This is a genomic window from Acinetobacter sp. 809848, from assembly GCF_000581275.1.
In the GTDB taxonomy this organism is placed as follows: domain Bacteria; phylum Pseudomonadota; class Gammaproteobacteria; order Pseudomonadales; family Moraxellaceae; genus Acinetobacter; species Acinetobacter pittii.
In genome coordinates, this window is record NZ_JEXG01000004.1 from 73698 (window position 1) to 96157 (window position 22460).

At 39.0% G+C, this 22460-nt stretch carries 22 protein-coding genes, 1 pseudogene and 1 riboswitch; of the genes and pseudogenes, 10 read left to right on the forward strand and 13 right to left on the reverse strand.

Annotated features, from left to right (window positions below):
• Positions 1-360: 360 nt before the first annotated feature.
• The 3 genes from J536_RS08250 (at position 361) to J536_RS08260 (ending at position 2614) form a co-directional block, all read left to right on the forward strand.
• Complete coding sequence (locus tag J536_RS08250; RefSeq protein ID WP_005309671.1) at positions 361-1011, forward strand: peroxiredoxin; 651 nt, start codon at positions 361-363, stop codon at positions 1009-1011.
• Between the two features lie 215 nt (positions 1012-1226).
• Positions 1227-2039: an MBL fold metallo-hydrolase gene (locus J536_RS08255; RefSeq protein WP_005804695.1), complete on the forward strand. Its 813-nt coding sequence runs from the start codon at positions 1227-1229 to the stop codon at positions 2037-2039.
• Complete coding sequence (locus tag J536_RS08260; protein WP_032056699.1) at positions 2036-2614, forward strand: dual specificity protein phosphatase family protein; 579 nt, start codon at positions 2036-2038, stop codon at positions 2612-2614. Before J536_RS08255 ends, J536_RS08260 begins: the two co-directional genes overlap by 4 nt.
• A gap of 29 nt (positions 2615-2643) precedes the next feature.
• Here the strand turns inward: J536_RS08260 and J536_RS08265 are convergent, their stop codons facing one another.
• The 5 genes from J536_RS08265 to J536_RS08285 all read right to left on the reverse strand — a co-directional run bounded on the left by J536_RS08265 (position 2644) and on the right by J536_RS08285 (position 7950).
• Positions 2644-3684, reverse strand: coding sequence for an SPOR domain-containing protein (locus J536_RS08265; RefSeq protein WP_032062576.1), 1041 nt, complete (start codon positions 3682-3684; stop codon positions 2644-2646).
• Positions 3675-4961, reverse strand: coding sequence for a bifunctional tetrahydrofolate synthase/dihydrofolate synthase (folC, locus tag J536_RS08270; protein WP_032062577.1), 1287 nt, complete (start codon positions 4959-4961; stop codon positions 3675-3677). Before folC ends, J536_RS08265 begins: the two co-directional genes overlap by 10 nt.
• Positions 4958-5854: an acetyl-CoA carboxylase, carboxyltransferase subunit beta gene (gene accD / locus J536_RS08275; RefSeq protein WP_002116475.1), complete on the reverse strand. Its 897-nt coding sequence runs from the start codon at positions 5852-5854 to the stop codon at positions 4958-4960. Before accD ends, folC begins: the two co-directional genes overlap by 4 nt.
• The gene (gene trpA / locus J536_RS08280) at positions 5851-6654 is read right to left on the reverse strand and encodes a tryptophan synthase subunit alpha (RefSeq protein WP_032062578.1); all 804 of its coding nucleotides are present in this window, start codon (positions 6652-6654) and stop codon (positions 5851-5853) included. The genes accD and trpA overlap by 4 nt, the downstream gene beginning before the upstream one ends.
• A 246-nt stretch (positions 6655-6900) precedes the next feature.
• Positions 6901-7950: an AraC family transcriptional regulator gene (locus J536_RS08285; RefSeq protein ID WP_032062579.1), complete on the reverse strand. Its 1050-nt coding sequence runs from the start codon at positions 7948-7950 to the stop codon at positions 6901-6903.
• Between the two features lie 121 nt (positions 7951-8071).
• Here J536_RS08285 and J536_RS08290 point away from each other — a divergent pair, with 121 nt between their 5' ends.
• The gene (locus J536_RS08290; RefSeq protein ID WP_005072715.1) at positions 8072-8947 is read left to right on the forward strand and encodes a metal-dependent hydrolase; all 876 of its coding nucleotides are present in this window, start codon (positions 8072-8074) and stop codon (positions 8945-8947) included.
• 8 nt (positions 8948-8955) lie between these two features.
• Here J536_RS08290 and J536_RS08295 read toward each other — a convergent pair whose 3' ends face one another.
• The 4 genes from J536_RS08295 to J536_RS08310 are packed head-to-tail and all read right to left on the reverse strand — an operon-like array spanning position 8956 to position 12383.
• Entirely contained in the window at positions 8956-9951 is a 996-nt protein-coding gene (locus tag J536_RS08295; protein WP_032062580.1) for a DUF2804 domain-containing protein, read from the reverse strand.
• Between the two features lie 37 nt (positions 9952-9988).
• Complete coding sequence (locus J536_RS08300; protein ID WP_005072710.1) at positions 9989-10501, reverse strand: DUF1543 domain-containing protein; 513 nt, start codon at positions 10499-10501, stop codon at positions 9989-9991.
• A 9-nt stretch (positions 10502-10510) separates the two neighbouring features.
• Positions 10511-11740: a tryptophan synthase subunit beta gene (gene trpB, locus J536_RS08305; RefSeq protein WP_002116129.1), complete on the reverse strand. Its 1230-nt coding sequence runs from the start codon at positions 11738-11740 to the stop codon at positions 10511-10513.
• A complete protein-coding gene (locus J536_RS08310; protein WP_032056705.1) occupies positions 11715-12383 on the reverse strand; it encodes a phosphoribosylanthranilate isomerase in 669 nt (222 codons plus the stop codon). The genes trpB and J536_RS08310 overlap by 26 nt, the downstream gene beginning before the upstream one ends.
• Before the next feature lie 126 nt (positions 12384-12509).
• A riboswitch (cobalamin riboswitch) is annotated at positions 12510-12717 on the forward strand.
• Positions 12718-12740: 23 nt separating this feature from the next.
• On the opposite strand from J536_RS08310, the gene J536_RS08315 reads away from it, so the two are divergent.
• From J536_RS08315 to J536_RS08325, 3 genes are all read left to right on the forward strand, one after another.
• Positions 12741-14591 carry a TonB-dependent receptor plug domain-containing protein gene (locus J536_RS08315; RefSeq protein ID WP_080776812.1) on the forward strand — a complete coding sequence of 617 codons (1851 nt, stop codon included), beginning with the start codon at positions 12741-12743 and terminating at the stop codon, positions 14589-14591.
• Positions 14592-14686: 95 nt separating this feature from the next.
• The gene (locus J536_RS08320; RefSeq protein WP_032056707.1) at positions 14687-15265 is read left to right on the forward strand and encodes a cob(I)yrinic acid a,c-diamide adenosyltransferase; all 579 of its coding nucleotides are present in this window, start codon (positions 14687-14689) and stop codon (positions 15263-15265) included.
• Positions 15266-15339: 74 nt separating this feature from the next.
• Positions 15340-16053 (forward strand): glycerophosphodiester phosphodiesterase, encoded by a 714-nt coding sequence (locus tag J536_RS08325; protein ID WP_032056708.1) that lies wholly within the window; start codon positions 15340-15342, stop codon positions 16051-16053.
• Positions 16054-16081: 28 nt separating this feature from the next.
• On the opposite strand, the gene J536_RS08330 is transcribed toward J536_RS08325, so the two are convergent.
• Entirely contained in the window at positions 16082-16615 is a 534-nt protein-coding gene (locus J536_RS08330; protein ID WP_032056709.1) for an META domain-containing protein, read from the reverse strand.
• 208 nt (positions 16616-16823) lie between these two features.
• Here J536_RS08330 and J536_RS08335 point away from each other — a divergent pair, with 208 nt between their 5' ends.
• Together J536_RS08335 and J536_RS08340 are read left to right on the forward strand one after the other, a co-directional pair.
• The gene (locus J536_RS08335; RefSeq protein WP_017385625.1) at positions 16824-17996 is read left to right on the forward strand and encodes an acyl-CoA desaturase; all 1173 of its coding nucleotides are present in this window, start codon (positions 16824-16826) and stop codon (positions 17994-17996) included.
• Positions 17997-18095: 99 nt separating this feature from the next.
• Complete coding sequence (locus tag J536_RS08340) at positions 18096-19538, forward strand: protein adenylyltransferase SelO (protein ID WP_032062582.1); 1443 nt, start codon at positions 18096-18098, stop codon at positions 19536-19538.
• A 150-nt stretch (positions 19539-19688) separates the two neighbouring features.
• On the opposite strand, the gene J536_RS08345 is transcribed toward J536_RS08340, so the two are convergent.
• Both J536_RS08345 and J536_RS08350 read right to left on the reverse strand, forming a co-directional pair.
• Positions 19689-19997 carry a hypothetical protein gene (locus tag J536_RS08345; RefSeq protein ID WP_032062584.1) on the reverse strand — a complete coding sequence of 103 codons (309 nt, stop codon included), beginning with the start codon at positions 19995-19997 and terminating at the stop codon, positions 19689-19691.
• Between the two features lie 1020 nt (positions 19998-21017).
• A complete protein-coding gene (locus J536_RS08350; RefSeq protein ID WP_228130709.1) occupies positions 21018-21407 on the reverse strand; it encodes a hypothetical protein in 390 nt (129 codons plus the stop codon).
• Between the two features lie 211 nt (positions 21408-21618).
• Between J536_RS08350 and J536_RS26465 the strand changes: the two are divergent.
• Positions 21619-21693: pseudogene (locus J536_RS26465) on the forward strand (L,D-transpeptidase catalytic domain protein); the annotation flags it as partial.
• Between the two features lie 70 nt (positions 21694-21763).
• Here the strand turns inward: J536_RS26465 and J536_RS08355 are convergent.
• The gene (locus tag J536_RS08355) at positions 21764-22450 is read right to left on the reverse strand and encodes a response regulator (protein ID WP_002116101.1); all 687 of its coding nucleotides are present in this window, start codon (positions 22448-22450) and stop codon (positions 21764-21766) included.
• Positions 22451-22460: the final 10 nt, after the last annotated feature.

Genomic DNA, 22460 nt, shown 5'->3' on the forward strand with positions numbered 1-22460 from the left:
TCAGTCGTTTATTATGGTGCCAGAAATTTGAAGTACAAGGGGTTTGCACAAAACCCCTAAAAAAAATCTGATAGTTAGACGAATGGTTTTTCATTCATCTAATCTCCCCTTAATGTGCCGAGCACCAAAAACACACCATTAACGCTCATCTATTAAGCATAACTTCCGAGAAATCTAATTTAGCAAATTTACCTTAAAGTTACATTGATTAAGCACTTAAAATAATGAGTTTTAGTCATATATATTTACACTTATATAAAAATTTCATAATAAAATATAAAAACAATAATTTTAATCATAAAGTAAATGCTGCATATTCATTCAATCGAATAACAAATTATGAGCAATTGAGGAAATATCATGACACTACGATTAGGAGACACTGCCCCCGATTTTCAACAAGAATCGAGCGAAGGCCCAATTAATTTTTATGATTTTTTAGGGGATAGTTGGGGAATCTTATTTTCACATCCAGCCGACTATACGCCAGTATGTACAACAGAGTTAGGTTACACAGCAAAATTAAAAGATGAATTTACGAAGCGTAATGTTAAAGCGATTGCTTTGTCTGTAGATGATGTAGAGTCTCATAAAGGTTGGATCAACGATATTAATGAAACACAAAACACAACTGTAAACTTTCCAATCATTGCAGATAAAGATCGTAAAGTATCTGAGCTCTATGGCTTCATTCACCCTAATGCCAGTGAAACTCTAACAGTGCGCTCATTAGTGATTATTGATCCTAACAAAAAAGTTCGCTTAATCATTACCTACCCTGCTTCGACGGGCCGAAATTTTAATGAAGTCTTACGTGTTGTGGATTCATTACAATTAACAGATAAACATAAAGTCGCTACGCCTGCGAACTGGCAGCAAGGTGAAGATGTCGTGATTGTGCCATCACTTAAAGATGAAGAAGAAATTAAACAACGTTTCCCTAAAGGTTATACGGCTGTTAAACCTTATTTACGCCTCACGCCACAGCCTGAAAGCAATAAAACCGACTAAAGGTTTTATTGCTTGCAAGACAAACGCAGTGCGTAGGCAAGCATCTGAAAAATTCCTTACAAGACAAGCGAAGCGCGTAGGCACATTTAGATTAAATATCACACCCGAAAAAGTCATCCGTAGTGATGGCTTTTTTATTTATGTATTGAATACTCATGGTTTTTATTGTTTAGATCAGTTATAACTCGAAACGATTTGGTAAAAAAATAAAAATCATGATCTATAAAATTCATCATTTAAAGTGTGGCAGTATGTGCCCAGTTTGTGCCCCCTTATTTGGACAAAAAGGCTTCCGAGCTGAGGTAATCTGTCATTGTCTTTTAGTTGAAACTGATCGAGGCTTAGTGCTTATCGATACTGGCTTTGGCTTGCAAGATTACTTACATATGAAGCAGCGCCTAGGCTCATTAGTTAAACGCTTAGGCAATATTGAGCATAATATTGAATTTAGTGCGATCCAACAAATCCAAAAGCTCGGGTTTAGTCCCAAAGATGTACAGCATATTTTTGTCACTCATCTTGATTTCGACCATGCTGGTGGTATCTCAGATTTTCCTCATGCCACAGTTCATGTTTTAGCAGCAGAATACAACGCTGCCCAACTTCCAAATTTTAAAGGCAAACTTCGCTATAGAACCAATCAATATAAAGATCATCGGTATTGGAACTTCGTTGAATATCAAAAAGGTGAAGCATGGTTCAACCTCGAAAAAGTTAAAGGTTTTCCGCTGTTTCAAGATGAAATTTTAATGATACCGCTGTTAGGACATACAGCTGGACATTGCGGGATTGCCATAAAGCAACAAAATCAATGGGTATTATTTTGTGGAGATGCCTACTACTCACACCTAGAGTTAAACCCTAAAAATAAATTAAGATCACTTGGTCTGGTGGAAAAAACATTTGCAGAAGATAATGAAAAGCGTCTTTTTAACCTCAAGCGTTTACAGCATTTAGCTCAACATGAACCCAAGATTGAAATAATTTGTGCTCACGACCCTGATGAGCTGAAACGGTATCAAAAATGAAAAAATTATCGCTCCTTACACTTGTCATCTGTATAAGTTTACAAGGGTGTATGCAGCACGAAAGTATCGCCCATGAGCATCGACCACAAGATTGGGGAAGCTTAGTTTCTCAGACTCATAACTTTTATCAAATTAGTAATGATGTTTATCGCAGTGAACAACCTGATACAGCAATGATTTCTGAATTAAAGGATCATCAAATTGGAACGATCATTAATTTAAGAGCCAAAGACGCAGATAGTTTAGTTTTTAAAAATGAAAATTTTAATCTTGTACATATTCCTATCAACACTTGGGCAATTGACCGACAAGATCTCTTAGAAGTCATGCAACAAATCAAAATTGCCAAGCAGAATGATCAGCGCGTTTTATTGCACTGCTACCATGGTTCAGATCGTACAGGGGCCAGCGTTGCCATGTATCGCATTATTTTTGAAAATTGGGCAATTAATGATGCGGTTAAGGAAATGAAACAAGGGGGTTACGGTTATCATATTATTTGGAAGAACATTGACCGATTATTTACACCTGAAAATGTAAGATGGATTCAACAGCAACTGTCGAATCCATCTTAGTGACATCTTGAGTGGAATTTTTAATTTGGTTAACGTTGGTCTAACGGTACCCAGTCAATCACCCACGCTGATTTCATGTTTAAACTTGAATCAGAAGTAATTTTCTTACGCGCAGCATCTGCTGTATCACGGTCTTTTGCAGGTCCAACCATAATACGAATACCCTTACTGGTTGGGCTTGTAGTGACCTTATAGCCTTTAGCTCGTAATTTAGAAACAACTGCATCTGCATTGGCTTGGTTAGCAGCCAAAGCGACTTGAACCATCCACTTTTTATCGCCATTTTCAAGCAGCTCACGCGCTTTTTCAGCTTCAGCTTTTCGTTTAGCATCAGAGGCTTTTTTATCAGCTTCTGCTTGGCGTTTCGCTTCTGCAGCTTTCTTGTCTGCTTCTGCTTGGCGTTTCGCTTCTGCAGCCTTTTTATCAGCTTCTGCCTGTCGTTTAGCTTCAGCTGCTTTCTTGTCTGCTTCCGCTTGACGTTTTGCTTCAGTTGCTTTTTTGTCTGCTTCTGCCTGTCGTTTAGCTTCAGCCGCTTTCTTGTCTGCTTCTGCTTGGCGTTTTGCTTCAGCAGCTTTTTTGTCTGCATCTATTTTTGAAGTATCAGTTGTTTTATTCACCGTATTGGTTTGCTGGTTTTTAGCTTTCGCCTCACCCACTAACTCCGGTGGAATATTATCTGAACTTTCTTGAGCCGCTGTACGGCGCGCATTAATAGCAGCGTACTCTGCTGCAGCTTTACGAGCAGCATCAGCTTCAGCTTGCTGCTGCATTGCTAAGAACTCAGCTGCACGTGCTTCTTGTTCAGCAACGGCCTTTTCACGCGCACGACGCTGTTCTTCTAGCAAACGTTTTTCAGTTTCAACATCAACCGCAAGCGGTTGTAGTTGTACCATTTGCCCTTCAGTTGTCTGTTTTGGTTTAGTTTGAGTTTTTGGCGATGTGGATGCGGATGGTTGAGCTTCAACCTGTTTTATTTCCTCATTTCCTTTTAGAAGCAATGCTGCCAATAAAACACCACCTCCTAGTAAAACAACGCCACCCATCCAGCGTTGTTTGTTATTCATTGACATTCTTCCAAATACTCCCAAATCGCTTCTAAAGTATGAAACGAACCACAGGCCAAAATCAGCTGATTGTTATTTGTTTGCTCAAGCGCTGATTTAAAAGCCTCTTTGATATTGCCATATTGTTGTACTGTCTGGCCTTGCAAGGCATCATTGAGTTGCTGAATCGGTGCAGCACGCGGCACATTCAATTCAGCAATTTTCCAATGTAAAACAGTAGGTTTCAATAAATCGACTACTGATTTTATATCTTTATCTGCCAGCATTGAAAATACTGCGACAACTTCTGTGTACTGTTTATGGTATTCTAAGAAATTTCGCAATTGCTTTAACAAAAATTCAACACCATGTGGATTGTGCCCAGCATCAAAAATGACCGTCTTCCCATCCACTTGACGCTGTTCAAAACGTCCAGCTAAGCGAGCAGATTGGATACCTTTTTCTAATGCTGACTGAGAAATCTCAAGTCCACTATTTAAAATGGCCGCAACCGCTCCTGCAATATTTTCAATCGCTAATGTACCTAAAGGAAGTTTTAAAGTGGTTCCTTCCGAAGCAAAGTACCAGTTTTGTCCATCTTCTGCGAGCTTATAAAAATAATCACGATTAACGGTATATAAGTCTGCTTGTGAACTTTGTGCTTTATCTTGAATTGCTTGCGGCAATGGTTGCTCACCCGCGAAGATAACCGGAATATATGGACGAATAATGCCTGCTTTTTCAAAAGCAATTTTTTCGACGGTATCGCCTAGCCAATCTGTGTGATCTAGGCCAATATTAGTAATTACTGCAATGTCGGGATCAATCACATTGACAACATCTAAGCGTCCGCCCAGACCAACTTCAAGCACCCATACATCACATTGTTGTTGTTTAAAAATAACAAAAGCAGCCAAAGTGGTTGCTTCAAAAAAAGATAAGCTTAAATCACAATCGCGACGAGCCTGATCGACTTGAACAAAAGCATCAATCAGAATTTGATCATCGACTTCTACCCCACCTAATTTAACTCGCTCATTAAAGCGATAGATATGCGGTGACTGATATAACCCAACTTTATAACCTTGTGCGTTTAATATCGCAGCCAGTGTGGTTGTGGTTGAGCCTTTACCATTCGTTCCGGCTACTGTAAAAACTTTAGCATGAGGCTGAGTTACACCCAGCTTTTCTGCAACAGGAATTACACGTTCCAGACCAAGATCTATCCCTGTAACGTGAACATGGCTCCAATAATTGAGCCATGTATCTAAAGAGTCTATTGAAAGTGGAGCTTGTTGGTTCAAGGTAAGTTCATCAATTTCGATACAAGTCGAGATACAGTATCACGTAAAGCATGACGATGAACAATCTGATCGATTACACCATGATCAAGCAAATATTCAGCACGTTGGAACGGTTCTTCAAGAGTTTCACGTACAGTCTGCTCAATTACACGCTTACCAGCAAAGCCAATCATCGCTTTAGGTTCAGCAATATGAATATCACCCAACATTGCTAAAGAAGCTGTTACACCACCATACACAGGATGTGTTAACACAACGATATATGGTAAGCCAGCATCTTTTAATTTTTGAATCGCGGCAGAAGTACGCGCCATTTGCATAAGCGACAACATACCTTCTTGCATACGCGCGCCGCCAGAAGCTGCGAAACAGATTAATGGCTGACGTTTTTCAATTGCAAGCTCGGCGGCCTTTACAAAACGGTCACCGACAACTGTACCCATTGAGCCGCCCATAAAGTCGAACTCAAAAGCACATGCAATCATATCTACGCCATTTAAGTTACCTTGCATGGCAATTAACGCTTCCGTTTCACCAGTTTTGCTTTGCGCTTCACGCATACGATCTGGATACGGTTTAGAGTCAACAAACTTTAATGGATCTTTTGCAGTAAATTCTTGACCCAATTCAGTTACAACATTATCAAAGAACCAGTTCAAGCGGTCACGAGCTTTCATTCGTAAGTGTTCGTCGCATTGCGGACAAACATATGCATTGAAAGAAATTGCTGTACGTGTCACTAGTGCATGACATTCAGGACATTCAATCGTTGGCTCAGTAAATGTTGCTTTGAGAATTTGTTGCTCATCTGCTACTTCAATACCTGGAACCGGACGTTTTGTCCATGGTGTCGAAGGGCTAAGAACTTTCCCTGGTTTCACTTCTTGATTCATACTAACTCATCGAGCGCTGCTCGAAGCTCCTTGACTTTACTCACCGTCTGTTCAACAGCGTCATCCGCTGCCAACGTTGCAAAATTTTTAACGAAAGCACTACCTACGATCACGGCATCAGCAACGCTACCCATTGCTTTTGCTGAAGCGGCATCACTAATACCAAAACCAACACCCACTGGAATATTAGTGGCATTTTTGATTTTTTGAATACGTGCAGCAGCTTCTGCCGTATCAAGTGTTGCTGCTCCAGTTACACCCTTAAGTGAAACGTAGTAAATAAAACCACTTGCCTGATTTGTCACATGTTGAATGCGTTGATCTGTAGAAGTTGGTGCAAGTAAGAAAATTTGGTCCATATCATGTTGTTTCAACACCGCACCAAATTCTTTTGACTCTTCTGGTGGTAAATCCACAAGTAATAAGCCATCTACACCACATTGTTTCGCATGAGAAACAAACTTCTCGTAACCAATCACTTCAACCGGATTCAGATAACCCATTAAAACAACAGGTGTTTCCTGATCCTGCTCACGGAACTCTTTTACCATGTTGAGTGCATCCAACGTGTTAGTCCCTGCCGCAAGCGCACGTTCAGCTGCAAGCGCAATTACCGGACCATCAGCCATTGGATCTGAAAATGGTAAACCAAGCTCAATGACATCTACTCCTGCTGCAACCATTTTATGCAGTAACGGAACCGTTACTTGTGGCTGTGGATCACCCGCCATAACATAAGATACAAGCGCTTTACGTTGTTGGGACTTAAGCTTTTCAAAACGGGTGGCAAGACGTGACATAGGGTTGTGCTTTCCTTGAATTATTTAAAATTGAGGAGTTGTTTGTAGAAATACAAGAACATCGCATTTTAACGCTATTTTTTGTCCATTGAACAGGTCTAACGTTATGGCGATATTCGATTGTATGATTCATACAACCCATGGTGTACATTTATCAATATTTTGAAACTTTTCTCAATGATCAAAGCTTCCTATTTTCGAGCCATTATTAGATTGCCGTCCGATCAAAAAATAATCACACAAAACTTATTTCGCAATATTTTTATTGGCGAGTTGTAATTCCCTTTTCCGCGTGAGTAAAGTTTGTCCTGTCAAATTTTTATGAGCCCGTGCAAGTGCCGACTGATCCGAATATCCCAACTGTTCAGCAATTGTGGTGAGGCTTTCATTTTGGTGAAGTAATATTTCACAGCGTTTCATGCGTTCAGTATCTAAAATTAATTTAAATGAAGTATTTAATGACTGTAATTGACGCTGCAAGCTTCGTACTGAAATATTCAACTCGATGGCAATATCCTCTATTTTAGGGGCTTGTTGCTTGTGTTTAAAATATTCATGAACAATCCAATGTATTTGCTGGGCTAAATCTGTATGTATTTTCCGCTGAGCTAATGCCTCTTCTGCTTGTTTCACTAAAAGTTGCATTAAGCTGGGGTCTGCATGTCGAGGACGAACATTCAATCCCTCACTTGCAAAAGTTAATGCATAGTAAGGTTGCTCAAATGATAATTTACATTGAAAGAAACGCTGATAGTGAACTAATGGACCACGTGAGCGGTGCACAAACTCAACATGCTGCAAGAGAAAATCATGGAAAGGAGCAATTTGTTTAGCAAGCTGAACCATAGCAGCTAAAGTCAGCTCACAAAGTATGATATTACTGGCATCAACTAAGGGCCAATACAAACGGATATTAGAAGCATCTTGTTCAACTTGCATAGGCACGACTTGCTCACCGTCAATCACGAGACGATGGAATTTCATGACATATTCAAGAACCTCTGCAAAGCTCCCACTCCGAGAAGCCATATATCCCAGTACACCAAAATTGGCAGGTGTAATACAAGTTGCCATTTCTAGGGCTAAATTAGAAACTTGTAGACGAGACTCTGTCAGCTCTAAAAGTTCAAGAAAAAAGTTTAAAGAAGATTGAGCATCAATAGATGAAGCTAAAATATTTTGAACTTGACGGGCCTGAACATCTGTAAGGTTTAATGCCTGCCAATCGATTCCTTTTTCTTTTAGATAAGTATTCCAAAGATAAAAGTAGCCATTTGAAATCGTAAAATCCTGCATGGCTCATCCTTTTTTTAATGCCATCTTGTCGCAAACTGTATAAAAATTGGCAATAACTGTCAAAACAAAGCCGACTATTAGCGACATACTAATGAACATGTTAGATGCGAGAAATAAAAATATGAACGCACATGTTTCTTATCAGGTCGAGCCAGTAGTTCGTAAAGATCTGGATTTTCATTTAAACGAAGCGCCTCGCTTTTGGTTTAATAATGATCCTTTTTTGACTCGTATGTTTGATGCGCTCAGCTTAACCTTTCCAGATGGAGAGCGTTATTTTATTGAATGTGTCCGTATGTTCCGAGACAAAATTGATGATCCCGAACTACAAAAACGGGTTGCAGACTTTATTAAACAAGAAGCTCAACACGGTATTGCTCATGACAAAATGAATCAGCTCATGAAAGAGCAAGGTATGCCTGTTGACCAGTTCACAGCCACACTTAAAAGAATTTTTCGTTTTGAACTCACCAAACGCTCACCACAATACAATATTGCGATGACAGCGGCAGCGGAACATTTAACAGCGCTAATGGCAGAAACCTTTTATAGCCATAAAAAAACTTTGGAAAATGCTCACCCCTATGTCCGAGCACTGTTTGCTTGGCATGCCATTGAAGAGATGGAGCACCGCGATGTTGCTTTTGATGTCATGAAACAGGTGGGTGAAGTTCCTGAGTCAACTCGTCGTTTTGTATTGGTTCTTACAACAGTACTGATGTTTGGCTTTACACTCTATCGCACCAACATCATGTTGAAATGTGATGGCTTTAGTCCAAGAGAAAGACTCTTGATGAATCTTAAAGGTTTACCTTGGTTCTTTGGCAAAAATGGCACATTAACCGCTATGAAAAACCAATATTTAGATTGGTTTAAAAAAGACTTTCATCCAAGTCAGCATCCAGTCATTCGTCAATATCCTGTTTGGATTGAAACACTCGAAAAGACCAATGATCCTATTGCAGCTGGTGAGGCATTCTGGCAAGCAGGTTTATAACCTGCTTGTTACCATTTTGCATAATGTTGTTCTAGTAAACCGTATTGCTCATTGCAATTGATGATATCGGTTGCCTCATGCTCAATCGTTCCGCTAATTTTAGCTTGCCACTGGTTAAACTGACTGCCAATCATTCTTAAATTAATATTTTCGTATCGGCACCAACCAATATGGACCTGTAGATTAAGTTTTTGATCTAAAGAGCTAATTTGCCAAAGCTCATCATTTACTTTTTCAAATAAAATATCAGTTAGTGGAAATAAAACTCCGTTAATCCATAAGCAATTTTCATTACCAAAACTTTCATTAACACCAGAAGCTAAATTTAAACCAATACGACGCCCTTGCTCATCCCAGAAATTACATGAAAGCCAGAACCAAGCCGTTTCAGGTCGCAAAAAACCGCAGGTATCATCTAAAGAGGCAAATGTCTTTTCATCAAATTGTACGACTTGGTTTTGCTTATTAATAAACATTCCCTCTACAGCCAATGTGGTCTGCTTTTGGGTATAAGTCCAACCATTGATGCCAGTTGGTGTACACAAACTTAATATATCGGTTCCAGCACAAAAAATACGAGCGCTAAGCTGAATCTCACCATATTTAGTGACTCGAATGTATCGCACACCATTCGCATGCTGGATATCAAACTGATAAGGCGATTTAGAAAAATAACTTTGATTAAATAAGGGCTGTTCATCAAGGTAGGTTTTATGCCCCAAAGGCTGAATCGCATTCCACTCGATGACTTGCTCTGTTTCATGGTCATAAATATAGAAAAAACCGTGCCCAACCCAGCCAATATCTGCAATTGCCAGACCAATACTATAGTGTTTATGTTGAATGCCGCAGAATTTAATTTTTTTATATTTTAATTGCTTACGCCAGCCTTTAAGGACCTTACCGTAAGGGGTTTTATAAATATAATGTTGTACGTGAATGGTTGACGGTACAGATTCAAAACGCCCGTAGCGAGGCTGTCCATTTTCTTGAATTAAATCCATTTACCCACTTCCATATGAATATTAGATTTCAAATGACCTATACCACGGTCAAATACGTATTTTCCCAAATTGTTTCAGCAAAATCGCCTTTTATTAAATGAATATAGCGCCCTGCTACACAATCTATTGCTAAGCAGTCATCAATATCAATGACTCGATCTGTATGTGCTTTTTGCCACTGCCGATCTATAAATTGTTTACCTAATTGTTTGGCAACTACCGCATTCGGTGCAACCACAAACTCATAACGGTGAAGTTCACCGAATTCACTTGCATTATATCCCCCCAGATTAATTAAATATAATTTTAAATCATCTGGTTGTGGAGCAGCATCTGTAAAGTGAATTTGATAATTTTGTCCTTGAGAGCTAACTCCTGAGAGCTTGGCCCAAGCATCAATATGCAATCCTTGAGCCTCACCAAACCAAGCCTGTTTAAGTTGAGGATAAACTTCTTCCAAAGTATCTCCTACCGCCATGACTACATCATGAACTTCTGTATTAGCACGTGCATGACGCCCACCTAACATCACCATAAACAAACTTGGCATTGTATCCTCTTACATCTCGACCATTTCTACGCCATCAATGCGTGCAACTGTCATTAAATCTTTGTCACCACGACCTGAAACAGTCGCAATAATAATCTGATCTTTAGACATCGTCGGTGCAAGCTTAGACACATAGGCCATCGCATGAGAGCTTTCAAGTGCAGGAATAATCCCTTCGATTTTGGTTAAATCACGAAAACCTTGCAAAGCTTCTGTATCATTAATCGGCACGTATTCTACGCGCTTCATATCTTTCAAGAAGCTATGTTCAGGACCGACACCCGGATAATCAAGGCCCGCCGAGATACTATGTGTCTCAATAATCTGGCCTTGTTCATCACTCATCAAGTAAGTACGGTTACCGTGCAATACACCCACATGACCCGCATTTAATGGCGCAGAGTGTTTACCAGTTTCAATACCAAAACCAGCTGCTTCAACACCATACATTTTCACGTTGGCATCGTTTAAGAATGGATAGAACAAGCCCATTGCATTTGAACCACCACCTACACAGGCAACTAATGCATCTGGTAAGCGACCTGCTTGTTCCAAAATCTGTTTACGTGCTTCACGACCAATAATCGACTGGAAGTCACGAACGAGTTGAGGATATGGATGCGGACCTGCAACTGTACCAATCACATAGTACGTCGTATCAACGTTGGTTACCCAGTCACGCATCGCTTCGTTCATGGCGTCTTTCAGCGTTTTAGAGCCGCTTTGTACAGGAACAACTGTAGCACCCAACAAACGCATACGATAAACGTTCATGGCTTGACGCTTAACGTCTTCAGCACCCATATAAACAACACATTCAAGACCTAAACGTGCTGCAATTGTTGCTGTTGCTACACCATGCTGCCCAGCACCAGTTTCGGCAATAATACGTTTTTTACCAGAAAGCTTTGCCAATAACGCCTGACCAATCGTATTGTTTACCTTGTGTGAGCCTGTATGGTTCAAGTCTTCACGTTTAAGGTAAATTTGCGCACCACCTAACTCTTTTGACCATCGCTCAGCATAATAAAGTGGACTAGGACGACCTACATAGTAGGCGAGGTCACGGTCGAATTCTGCCAAAAACTGTTCATCATTTTTCATGCGGGAATAGAGATTTTCTAAATCTTCTAATGCCGCCATTAAAGTTTCTGACACAAAACGTCCGCCATGGATACCGAAATGCCCTGCAGCATCTGGGTACTGTGTATAGTCAATCACATTGTTTTGCTGATCCACGTTGGACTCCTTGCATAAATCGTTCAATGAGTTGTTGGTCTTTTATACCTTTTGCGGACTCTACGCCTCCGCTCACATCTACTGCAAAAGCACCGGTAGTATGAATAGCGTCAATGACATTGTCAGGGGTTAAACCACCTGCCAAGATTAAGGGAATATCAAGTTTTGGGAATTTAGACCAGTCAAACTGATGTCCTGTGCCCCCTTTGAGCTCAGGATGCCACGCATCGAGCAATACAGCACTGGCACCAGCTGCCTGATATTTTTGAATTTCAGCAACTACATCCAGATCAGGTTTAACCTGAATCGCTTTATACCAGCGACGTTTACAATGGCGAGCAATTTCCTGACATTGTTCTGGAGTTTCATCGCCATGTAGTTGTAATACATCTAGGGGAACACAATCAAGTACATCCTGAATTTCAGCAGCACTCGTATTTACAAACAAACCTACCATTTGTACATAAGGTGGAATTACTTTTGCTAATTCTTGGGCCTGTTCAACCGTTACATGTCTTGGACTTGGCGGGAAAAAAACAAAACCAATCGCATCTGCTCCAGCAGCAACAACTGCCTGAACATCTTGAATGCGAGTAATTCCACAGATTTTTGCTCGTGTACGTTTTTGGTTTGATGGGCTCATGATCTGCCTAAACTACAACCATTTCTTAAAATAAGCGCCATTGTAATGCAATTTTTGTCCCTTGCGTAAAAGTTCTCAGGGAATTGCTCCAAATGACATTGTATGAAGTAAATCGCCACTTTATACTGCGTAAAATTGGAAGCAAGTGTAAGCAATTCATGCTTTAGGGAAGCTGGTGAAAGTCCGGCACTGCCCCCGCAACGGTAACAATGTAAAGCATATTTTTTAAGTCGTTCTCGACTTACACCACTGCAGTGATGTGGGAAGGTGAATATGTCCATAAATTAAATATGGCGCTGAAGTCCGGAGACCTACTTGTTTCATCTATCTACCCGATCATTCACGTGGGGTGAATGTATGGAGCATGTTATGTCTAAGTCTTTTCAACCTACTCGTCTGGTAGGGGCTATCGCTATTGCGATGGGGTTTTCACCTGTTATTTTTGCTGAAGATACAACGAATGTAACTCAGCTTGATCCAATTGTAGTGACTGCTTCAAAAAGTGCTGAAAAAGCTAGTGAGGTTCCGGCGCGTATTTCAGTAATTGATGAAAAAACAATTGAACAGAATCCATTACTAAACGTTTCAGATATTATTCAACGCGATCCTTCTGTTTATATAAAACAAAGCGGTGGTCTAGGTCAGATTTCTGAAATTTCACTTCGCGGCACTAAATCAGTTCATACATTAGTTCTTAAAGATGGCGCTCGTTTAAATAGTCAAAATGAGCTTGGTCCATTATATCCGGCATTTTTAGATACAACAGATGTTCAACAAATCGAAATTTTAAAAGGGCCGGCATCTGTTCAATATGGTAGTGATGCGATTGGTGGTGTCGTCCAGTTAATTTCTAAAAAACCAGAGAAAACAGGAGCTGAGCTAACTGGTATTTATGGTGAAAATAATACTTATAAGACTATTGTTAATGCCAATCTCGTGACTGACCAAGGGTTCTATGCACAAGTAGGTGGGCAACGCTTAGAAAGTGATGGAACACGTATTTTTGAAAGCCAGCCAGAAAATGAAAAAGCCGGTTATGATCAAAAAGGCTATCACGCTAAAATAGGTTTCTTCCAAGAAAACTTAATAGATGCTTCTGCTTCAATTAGTGAAAATAAAGGCACTAACGTTTTTAGTAATGACTACATAACCAATACAGCACAACGTCAGTTCGAAAATCGAGTTATTAACACTAAAGTTGCTTATAATATTTTACCTGATCTCATCATTAATGCACACTATGCAAATGTTCAGGATAAACAAAATGTTCCTGCTTATGGCTCATATTACAATACTGAAAATAATGAGAGTGATTTAAACCTGAAATGGAAATTCACTCCAAACCAAAATATTTTAGTTGGTGCTACCTATAACGATGCAAATTATAAAAGTAATACCATTCTTAACTCAGATAAAAGTGTAAATAGCACAGGGTATTATTTACAGCATCAACTCAAAAATGATCTTTTTGACACCCAAATCGGTGTTCGTTTAGAAGACAACCAACGCTTTGGTACTCATACTGTTGGACAAGGTGCTATACGCTATCATTTCTTACCTAATGCTAGTGTATATGCAAATATCGGCAGTGCTTTCAGAGCTCCGACCTTAAATGAACTATATTCTCAATGGGGAGGCAATGAGAACTTAGCCCCAGAAGAAAGTACTTCTTATGAAATGGGTATGAACTACGATCTTACATCAAATGTGAGTACTAATTTTTCTGTTTATCATACAAAAATTAAAGATCTTATCGCCTACAATGCTGGTACTAATACAAATATAGCTAAAGCAAACTTTACAGGTGGTGAAGCTGGAATTAAGTGGCGTCAGGATGATCTATTCTTGTCCACTGAATATGCTTACGTAAAAACAGAAAATGAAAAAGATAATACAGAAATTGCCTACCGTCCTCGCCAGACTCTCACTATAAGCACAGGTTTAGAAAATGCAGTATATGGAATTAGTGCTTCATTAATTGCTAGAGCGAAATCTTATGCAGACTCAGCCAATTCTATGCGAGTGCCTGGTTACGCGACTGTGGACTTAAATGCTTACTGGAATATTATTCCTAACGTGAAAGTATTTACCAATATTCAAAACGTAGGTGATGTTCAGTATCGTGAAGTATTAAATACTTATCCTTCAAATGACTGGTATGTTAATACAGGCCGTCAAGCTTCTGTTGGGGTCACTTTCCGTTATTAATTTCTCACGCCAACTATAAAAATATTTTCTTAACTCCAGTTTCGGGGTAATGTTCTGACCGACATTATCCCTTTTTTATGTTCAGGATATCCATCATGGGACACCGTTTAAGCAAAATCTATACACGCACAGGCGACTCAGGTACAACAGGTTTAGGCGATGGTTCTCGTGTTGCCAAGGATGATTTACGAATTACAGCACTTGGTGATGTTGATGAACTCAACGCCATTATTGGGGTACTTCGTGCTCAAATCACAGATAGCCAAGTAAATGATAAGGCTGATTGGGATAAAAGCTTAAGTCTGATTCAACATTGGCTTTTTGATTTAGGTGGAGAGGTTTGTATTCCAAATTACAATCTACTCCAGCCGGTTTGTATTGAATTTCTTGAAAAAGAAATTGACCGTATGAATGAAGACTTACCGATGCTTAAAGAGTTTATCCTACCGTCTGGTTCTTTATCTTGTAGTTATGCTCATCAAGCCCGTGCCGTTTGCCGCCGTGCAGAACGATCGCTCATGTCAGTACAGACTCGTGATCAAAATATTCAAGCTACAGCACTCCAACTTTTAAACCGTCTATCTGACTGGTTATTTGTCGCATCACGCGCTTTACAGCGTGCTGAAGGTGGCCAAGAAGTACTTTGGCAAAAAAATATTAATGAGATTATTTAAAAATAGATTAGATTAAACATGGTCTCTGCTCTTTTTAAAGAGACCATAGTCAAAATATTTCATAGAAGAAAATTATGCGCATTATTGGTCATCGTGGTGCACGCCGAGAAGCTCCTGAAAATACACTTGGTGGGTTTCAGCACATAAAAAATTTAGGTATTCGTGGTGTCGAATTCGATATTCGTCAGCTTCAAGACCAAGAGTTAGTTGTTATTCATGATGACAATTTTTTGCGTACAGCTGGAGTCGATCAAATTGTAGAGCAATCGACTTTGGCTCAAGCGTTGTCATTCGATCATCGGCAAGGCTGGCCCAATTGGCCAACTTCTGAACCAACACCGACCCTTACAGGTGTTTTAAACTTACTTGATAATTTCGATCATATTGAAGTTGAAGTTAAAGCTGTAAGAGATATGGCATTGGCCGAAAAGCTCGTTCAAAAACTCGAGACGGAATTACATGGTTTTGAGAAAGTCGTCACCATCACAAGTTTTGATCTTCAAATTTTAACAGCCTTACGCGATATCAACTCTCAATTTAAACGTGGATTGTTAGTTGAACTTCCTATTGGGGCAACAGCAATTGAACTCGCGCATCAATATGGGTGCGGTCATATTGGTTGGCACGATCAGCTGGCGACAGATGAAATGATCCAACTATCACATCAAGCTGGTTTGAACATTAGTGTGTGGACAGTCAATGATGTAGAAAGAGCAAAAAGACTGCGTGATTTAGAGATTCAGGGCTTAATTACAGATATTCCAACCACGATGTTAGAAGCCCTATAAATATAAAAAAGGTGGTAAAAACCACCTTTTATTTCTTTTGTGCCTGAATGAGGCGCTGACCACTCTGGTCAAGTAGATATAGCGTATTACCTACGAGTTGGAAGCGTTGAATACGTTGCAAAGCATCTACCAGCTCTGCTTCTTGAGCCAAAGCACCATCACAGCTTGAATGGCCTGCATTTACTTGCATATCAAGTTTTTGCTGACTGAAATTAAATGTATAACGGCCAAAAACAGCATTACAGCCAGTATGTCCCGATACTGTTTTGACTGCTGAGTTCAGTGAAAGAGTGGGCCATTGGTTAAAGAATTTTGCCTTATGACCACTGATCTGAGTGATCTGCCAATCAATATCTTGAATGCCATCTGGACTCACTCTCTTTTTTACAACAGGTGCTTGAGTCTGGTGTACTGTTCTTTTTGTTTGAACTTTTTTCGTAGTTTGTTCGGGTGCACTTTGACATGCGGCTAATACAAGACTGACTGTGACTAAGACACACTTCAATGATAATTTTCTTGAAATATCAATGCTGTTCTTTTTTTTCAATCGTTGTACGTTCATTAAACAACTTCTCCTGCTTGAAAAACTCTTTGACATAGTTTAATTCTGTTACGGTTCTTTCAATACATCTGTACAATAATGCTAGTGATTCTCACTAAGCACGTGCTAATATGAAGGATAGAATAGCAATATATCTTGATGATTGGTTTTGCTATGTCGTTTTGTCTTTGTACCTTGTTTCACAAGGATTCTAGGAGCGCTGCCGGATATGACTTCCGCCCCACTCAAAGCCCCAATTAACTGGACCGCTAGCATTACCTTAATTGGTTTACCAATTCTTGCCGCAATCATAATCCCGATTTATGCGTATTTTTATGATTTTAGTGTAAGCGCATGGGTAAGCTTATTTTTTCTTTTAGCTCTAAGTAGTATGGGGATTACTGCTGGTTACCATCGCCTTTGGGCTCACCGAGCTTATGAAGCGTCGTTACCGCTTAAAATTCTTTTAATGATCGGTGGAACATTTGCCGTACAAAATAGTATTTTGTTCTGGGCATCTGGTCACCGTACTCACCATCGACATGTTGATGATGTTGATGAAGATCCGTATTCAATTGAGCGTGGTTTTTGGTATGCCCATATGGGTTGGATGATCCGCGATCATTCACCATCTGAGCCAGACTTTAAAAATGCACCAGACCTACTCAATGATAAATTGGTCATGTTCCAGCATAAATATTACGCGCTACTTGTAGTTGCAGTTCATGTTGGTATTTTAGGTTTAATCGGTTGGGCAACTGGCGACCTATGGGGTGTAGTCCTTCTAGGTGGTCTCTTACGTTTAATCATTAGCCATCAAGTTACATTCTTTATTAACTCGCTTTGCCATATGTTTGGTAAACGTCCTTATACAGACGAAAACTCAGCACGTGATAATTTCTGGTTAGCTATTGCCACTTGGGGCGAGGGTTACCACAACTATCACCATATCTTCCAATACGACTATCGTAATGGTGTGAAATGGTGGCAATATGACCCAACAAAATGGTTGATCTGGTCATGTTCTAAAATTGGTTTAGCTAAAAATTTACGTCGTATTCCAAGCTTTAATATTAAAAAAGCAGAACTGGCGATGAAATTTAAATACGCTGAACAAGACCTCGCTATTTATGGTCATGATGTAAATGCAGACATTACTCAAATGAAGCAACGTATTGCACAAGAGTACGAAGCATTTACACATACATTAAATGATTGGGCAAAACTTAAAGAACAAGAGTTACAAGCGAAAAAAGCAGCAATGGCTGAAAAGATTCATAGAATGGATCATAAGCTTAAAGTTGATTTCCAATTGCTTGAACACCGTTTAAGTCATCACCGCGAATGCTTAGAAACACTCATGCGTAGTGTTAAAAAGAATACCAATGTGGTGTCAGACTAAAATAAATTCTGATCTAAAATAGCTCTTTCGGGAGCTATTTTTATGCCTGCTTTTTAACTATGGTATAGTGAAATCTGCTCTTTCTATTTTGCTAAGCCTATGCAGTTTAATCCGCTCTACCCTTCACTTCCGTCTAAATTATTTCATGTTCAGCAGCCATCACTTTTACGTGGTGCAAAAGCAGGACATTTTAACAGTGCTTTGGCTGATGAACTGCAATGGTCAGAAGACGAAAAAAATGCATGGGTGGAAATCTGTAGCGGACAGCGTACTTTCTCTGAATTCCCTTCTCTGGCGATGGTCTACGCTGGCCACCAATTTGGACAATGGGCAGGACAACTCGGTGATGGTCGTGGTTTACTGATTGCGCAAATACTCAATACAAAGGGTCAAACCATCGATCTACACCTCAAAGGTGCAGGCCCTACCCCTTATTCAAGAATGGGAGATGGACGAGCAGTATTACGCTCTGTGGTACGTGAATATTTAGCCGGACATGCTTTAAATGCTTTAGGTGTCGCATCTAGTCATGCAGTCGGTTTCACAACCTCGACTCAAGGCGTACAGCGCGAAAAACTAGAGTTAGGCGCAATGCTACTCAGAACATCTGAATGTCATATCCGTTTAGGGCATTTTGAATGGATTAATCAATATGCGCCTGAATTGCTGTCAGAATTCACTCAAAAATGTATTGAATGGCATTATCCAGAATGTCTAGAAACCGAAAATCCAACTTTATCTTTTGCCAAAAAGGTAGTTGAGCGTACTGCGATCATGATTGCGAAATGGCAATTGGTTGGGTTTGCTCATGGCGTGATGAATACTGATAACTTAAATATTACCGGCTCAACACTCGATTTTGGGCCATATGGATTTATGGAGCGTTTCCGCCCCAACTGGATCAACAATCACTCAGACTACCAAGGTCGTTATACTTATCAAAATCAACCGAGTATAGGCCATTGGAACTTATGGACGTGGCTAAACAACTTAATTCCTCTCGCTGAATCTGAACAAAAAGATGAGTTCAAAGAAGAGTTAGCACGTTGCTTAGAACAATTTGAACCAATCTTTTTAGAACACTATGGACAAGGTTTATGTCAAAAAATGGGACTTCCTCATTTCCATAAAGACAGCCTTGATTGTAGTTTTGCGTTTTTAAGAGTCTTACAAACTGAACAACTCGATTACACTCAAAGTTTTATTCGTCTTCAAAATAAAGAATTCAAAGCTTTACGAGATGATTGTCTTGATATTCGACAGTTTGATGAGTTTCTTAACCAATATGAAAGCATTCGTGAACATCAAGATATTGATGAGCTGGATGCGAATATGCAAAAAGCAAATCCAGTTTATATTTTGCGTAATCACATGGCGCAGCGTGCTATTGAAGCAGCTGAACGAGATGATTTTAGTGAAGTAGATCGTTTATTTAAACTACTTAATCATCCTTACACAAGACAACCAGAGCTTGAGCAACCACAAGATTTAGGGCCGTTACCAAGTGATGTTCCAGATGTAGCAGTAAGCTGTTCATCTTAATATTAAAAAAACTAAACTCTCTTAAGTCATTCTCAACACTTAAGAGAGTTTCTTAAACATTAAAGAATAATATATGAAATTAGATTCATGATTAATTGAGTAATAAAAAAGGCATCTCGAAAGATACCTTCTTTTTAAAGCTAAGTTTATCTATGACTTGCGATGCTGATCTAAGTATTTTTCAATTCTTGGATCATTAGCTTTGAGTTTCATAATAGTCGCAGCATCCATGTAATACTCTTTAACGTATACATCATGCCCCGTACTTGATTTACTAGGAATGCTTTTTCTTTCGATATATTCATTCCAATTATCATCAAGTCTAAGTTGACTCATTGCTGTTGCTGGGTTCGCACTATCTAAATCATTTTTAGCTTTAGAATTACGAACGACATTTCCATTTAACAATTGAATTAACAACTGCGCCTTGTGTGTACCTATTTTCGGTAGTTTGTACATTTATATTTCCTCCATGTACAAGTTTAAAGGCGGTGGAAATAGTCGCTTCAAAAATAGGAACCTATTGCATATCTGTAGCTCGCTTACAATTTTTAAGTTGTAGAGTTGTACAAGAAACTGTACAATTGGTTCCTAGATTTAAGAAGTCGATAACAAAACTGCAATTTTGTTATCAATATTGACTACTTTGATCCACCTTATACATTTGCTTGGTTTATCTAAGTTTTTCAAAGAAGCTGCGACATCTCTGTTGCGGCTTTTTTGCGTCTACAAAAATATAAACTTTGCACTATAAATAATAACATAGAAAAGTGATGTGTCAAGTGGGGTGTGCGCTTATTTGTCATTTTAAGCTCCATATAGCGATTTGCTATAGAGAATATGAAAACACCCCGCTTCATTGCGAATAACGCAAAATAATCGCAATTAGAGCCAAATAGAGATACCTATAGGGTATATTCTAAAATGTTCTAGTTTTTTATAGTGTGAATCTCATCACATTATTTCCCTGAATACTATATATAGTGTTTTTTTAAGTATCAACACACAAGCGACAACCTGAGTCGCAGTAGTTTTATAAATCAAACTTGAATTCCATTCCTAAGTATTTTTTTGAAGGTCTCTAATCATCTTTAGAACTATAGGCTGGATATAAATTGTTTTGACCTATTTTGATAGGCTCCGTACTAATTGCACCAGCTAAACTCTCTAAATAATCGACGTCATTTTGATTAGTAGAAGGATCAAATAGGTGCATCTACTTAACTTGGGGCGACTCTTGCCCCCTTTAGTCTTCAATACAGATTGATGGGTATATAGATAGCCGCTCATTAAAGGTACTTCTATAGCTGCTAGGATTCTTTTGTTCTTAGGAGTAGAAACATGCTTCTCAGTTACCCCACAATGAATGTCAGGTACTTTAAGAGCTGATAAAAAACTGAAGGAAACATAGCAGTTGAAAATTCATTGCTACCTATTTTATTTAATATATAAAAGTTATTTTTGCTATTAAAAAAATAATTAGTCTTTTGCCCAACCATTTTTATCTTCAATATAAAGAAGGACAGCTAAGCCTCTAGCAAAAATGGCCTCTTTTCTTGGACTAGATAAATCGTAGTAGACTTCCCCACCTTCTATAAGCTCAATTGTTCGATCTTGGCGGTAATAATAACCTTTGTTTAATCCATAGCCATCACCATCAGCCGCTTGCTTTCTAATATCGAATCCATGATAGCGATAGTTTTTGGGAATACTCTGCCAATGCTTAGCTAAGGCAGTAAAAGCCTTACAATTATCATCAGTGACAGCACAATAGTCAGTATTGGGTGCTAATGATGGATTATTATAAATCTTCATCATTTCAGGTAAGCCAGCAAAACTTGACGTAGTAATCGTGAAAGCAAAAGCCATGAATAGTTTCTTCATATTTGAATTTTTATAAAGCATAAAGAAAATAGTATATAACTTATTATTATTCTTAGCCTCTTATTTAAGCTAACCAAATAACTTAGAAGCTTAAGAGGTAAACTTAAATTGTGAGCTATTTTAAGCCACTATTCCCTCAGATACGTGAGTAAACATAAAAAAGAAATATTTAAAAGAAGGATAAAGTTTAGTAAGGCTGGACTGTATTGCAGATATAGATGAAATTTGGCAATTAGCACCCAATCATACCGAGATTATAATTTATCCATAAAATCTTTAAAACTATCCACATTTTCTGTGGATAACATTGTGGTTATCCACAGAATAACTTTTATAAAGACTTACTCTTCAGGATATTCGAAGCGATAACCTACACCATAAACTGCTTGAATCCACTCATGGCGGTTACCAGTTTCAGCTGCTTCACTAATTTTTCGGCGCAAGTTTTTGATATGGCTGTCAATCACACGATCGGCAACATCAAAGCTATCTGGATTAATGTGATCTAATAATTGTGCACGTGAATAAACTTGCCCCACATGCTCTAAAAATAGCTCAAGTAAACGAAATTCGGTTGGCGTTAAGCTCAATGATTTTTGTTGATACCAAATTCTTTGTTGTGCTTTATCGATGCGGAAAGAATCATTTTGCTCAGGCTCGGCCTTACGCTCTAAACGACGTAGCACAGCTTGTACACGAGCAACTAACTCTTTCGGACTAAATGGCTTACATACATAATCATCAGCACCCATGTTAAGACCTAATACTCGGTCAATTTCTTCGGTACGGGCAGTGACCATAATAATCGGTAAGTCTGACTGTTCACGAACTTTACGGCAAATCGTTAAACCATCCATTCGTGGAACCATTAAGTCCAGAATCATTAAATTAGGTTTACGTTGCTGGAAACTCGCATAGGCATCTTGACCATCATGAAACATACTTACTTCAAAACCGGCAGCTTCAAGATAATCACGCACCAAATGCGCTAATTCGACTTCATCTTCAACCAACATCACATGTTTCATGAGATATTTT